3 protein-coding genes are annotated in these 2,845 nt (G+C 59.6%); all 3 read left to right on the top strand.

Annotated elements, in window-relative coordinates:
* On the top strand, positions 1-1,193 hold a 1,193-nt coding region (gene speY, locus H5U08_RS14765), incomplete at its 5' end, for a deoxyhypusine synthase (RefSeq protein ID WP_297034687.1).
* Between the two features lie 75 nt (positions 1,194-1,268).
* Positions 1,269-2,513, top strand: coding sequence for a DUF58 domain-containing protein (locus H5U08_RS14760; protein ID WP_297034684.1), 1,245 nt, complete (start codon positions 1,269-1,271; stop codon positions 2,511-2,513).
* A 19-nt stretch (positions 2,514-2,532) separates the two neighbouring features.
* The coding region (locus H5U08_RS14755) for a hypothetical protein (RefSeq protein WP_297034682.1) at positions 2,533-2,845 on the top strand (313 nt) is incomplete at its 3' end.

The following is a 2,845-nucleotide window of genomic DNA, read 5'->3' as shown; positions in this document are numbered from 1 at the left end:
GTAGCGAAATACGCTCGGCAGGCTTCGGGAATTCCGTGCGAATACGGAAGGACAACTGGAGACACATGCTTTCTCGCCGCCCAAGTCGGTGCTCGCCTTCCCGGTGCCGGATTTTGCCTCCCGGGATCAAAGGGGGTGAGACCGCCGCCGACCTCATCGACCAGTGCTTTTTGGCGTACAACGCTGGAAGATTGAGAGAGGCCCTTCAGCTCTTTACCCGCAAAATGCTTGAGCCAGAGGTTACCGTGGGTATTTCTCTGGCTGGAGCACTCACCCCCGCCGGGTTGGGGGCTTCCTGCATTGTCCCGTTGATTGAGGCCGGGTTCGTGGACTGGATCGTGAGTACGGGTGCCAACCTCTACCACGACCTTCATTTCGCGTTCAATTACAGACTGGTGGCCGGGGACTTCCGCTACGACGATCGCTACCTCCATGAGGTGGGTGTCGTGCGGATCTACGATGTGCTCCTTTCCCTGGACGAGTGCTTGATTGAGACGGACCGCCGAGTCCAGGAAATGCTTGTTCGCCCTGAATTTCAGGGCCGACTCACCACCGCTGAACTGCACCATTACATGGGGAAGTACGCGGCAGAAGCCGAGGACAAGGCGGGGCTTCCCCACGTGTCTGTGCTGGCGGCGGCCTACCGGTGCGGTGTGCCCGTTTACACGAGTTCCCCGGGAGATTCCACCATCGGGATGGTCGCTGCTGCTGAGCGCTTCCGCGATTCCCAACTTGTCCTTGATCCCCTCGCCGATGTTAACGAGACGGCGGCCATTTATTACTGGTCGAAGCAGGAGGGACGCCGCTCGGCGGTGGTCATTTTCGGCGGAGGAAGTCCCAAGAATTTCGTGCTTCAGACCGCCCCCCATGTGACCGACATTCTCGAAATCGAAACAAAAGGACATGATTACTTTCTGCAATTTACCGACGCGCGACCGGATACCGGCGGGCTGTCGGGAGCTACCCCCCAGGAGGCGGTAAGCTGGGGAAAGGTCGATCCGGATCGCGTGCCGGATTCGGTGGTCTGTTACATCGATTCCACCGTCGCCATGCCGCTTCTGACGTCGTATGCCCTGACCCGGTGCTCCCGCCGCCCCCTCAAACGGTTGTTTGAAAGGCGGGAAGAACTCGTCCAGGAACTGCGGAGCGAATTTTTCCGACGTCATGGTTCCTCGGTGCAATCGGCGGAGTGACATCGGCAGGCCGCCCGTTCTTTACGGACGAGAAAAGAGCGTCCCGACCGCCATACCGCCTATAATTGATGCGTGATGAGCGCGCAATCCAAAGTGACGGTCCGTCTCACACCGGTGGGGCGTTACTATGCGTTCCTGGTGGTCGGGATCTTTCTGGCCGCCATGGTGCGGCAGGTCAATTTATTGCTTCTTTTGTCGGGGCTTATCGCTGCGCCTTTGTTTTTGAGTTGGCGAATGGCGCGGCGGAATATCCGCCACCTGACCGTCCGACGGCGGATTCCTCCGCGGGTGTGCGCGGGGGATCTGCTGGTCGTCGATCTCGAGTTGGAACTCCTGCCGCGTCGCGGCCGAGCGTGGATGGTCTCCGTCTCGGACCGTATTCGGCGTGATGGCTCGTCATCTGGCTCGAGTGAAGAATGCGTTCGCGTGTTTTTCCCCTATGTGGATGGCACGAGCCCCAGGACGCTCGCCTACCGAGGCAGAATCGCCCGACGAGGATGCTACAGGCTTGGACCAATTGTTCTGGCGACTCGCTTCCCCCTGGGATTATTTGAGGCTCGTCGCCAGTTGGACATCTATGATCAGATCAGTGTATGTCCCCGGCTTGGCAGGCTCACCGAGAATTGGAATCGGCGCCACCATTTCACGTACGAAGGCGGCAGCCGCTCCGAACGGTGTGCAGATCGGGTGTCGGGGGATTTTTACGGGTTGCGAAGCTGGCAAACCGGCGATAGTCCCCGCCTGGTCCACTGGCGCAGCTCCGCCAGGCACGGGAAACTTCTGGTCCGGCAGTTCGATCGACCCCGTGAGCAACATCTCACCGTCCTGCTCAATCTGTGTTGCAGCGCCAGTCAGCACGAGCGTCATGACGCGGTCAAAAACGAACAGGATGTGGAAAAGGCGATCAGTTTTGTCGCCACGGTGATCCACGATCTCTGCCGGAAGGGCGGACGTTCCCTTCTTCTGGGGGTCAGCGCGGAGGATATCCTCTGGCTGGGCGGACCCGCTTCGCCCGGGTTTTTGGAACGGGCTATGGACGTGCTCACGAGGGTTGAATCATCGGAAACGGATCGCCTGGTCACTTTGTTCGCGGAGGCCCGTCGGAGAAGTCCCCAGCACGCCGATTTTCTCCTGGTCACCACAAGTCCATTGCGATTTCGACCTGGTCACTCCGGCGATGTGGGAGGCCCGAGGAACGCCCTCGCAACACGTTCCGGGCAGGCGGGCACCCTGGTTCGAGATATTCGGCTGGAAGTCATTGATGTCACTTCTGGAAACCTTGAAGATATTTTCGAATACCCCACCGTTGCCAGATCGTGACGGGCCGAGCGCGATGACCATGGACGCACGCCCCCGGACCGCCAGCATCCGGCTCACACGCTTGCTGCAGATCAACATGGCGGCACTGGCCGCCTTGGGGACGTTCCTGCTGGCGATGGGCCAGCAGTCGCGCTGGCTGATGTCGCTGGCCCTGGCTTCCTCACTTGCCAGTTTGCTCCTGGTGGATCTGGCGAGAATTTTTTCCCTCCCCAGATGGCTCACCAATATCCTTTTGATTGTGGCGTTGGTGATCACGGGATTCGACGTGCTCCGCTACACAGGGCCACTCCATGTGCTTATCGTGGCGAATCTCCTGGTGTACATTCAGTGCG

It is taken from the genome of Thermogutta sp. (assembly GCF_014359955.1).
In the GTDB taxonomy this organism is placed as follows: Bacteria; Planctomycetota; Planctomycetia; order Pirellulales; family Thermoguttaceae; genus Thermogutta.
Note: the sequence above shows the minus strand (reverse complement) of the source record. Positions and strands in the feature narration are given on the sequence as shown.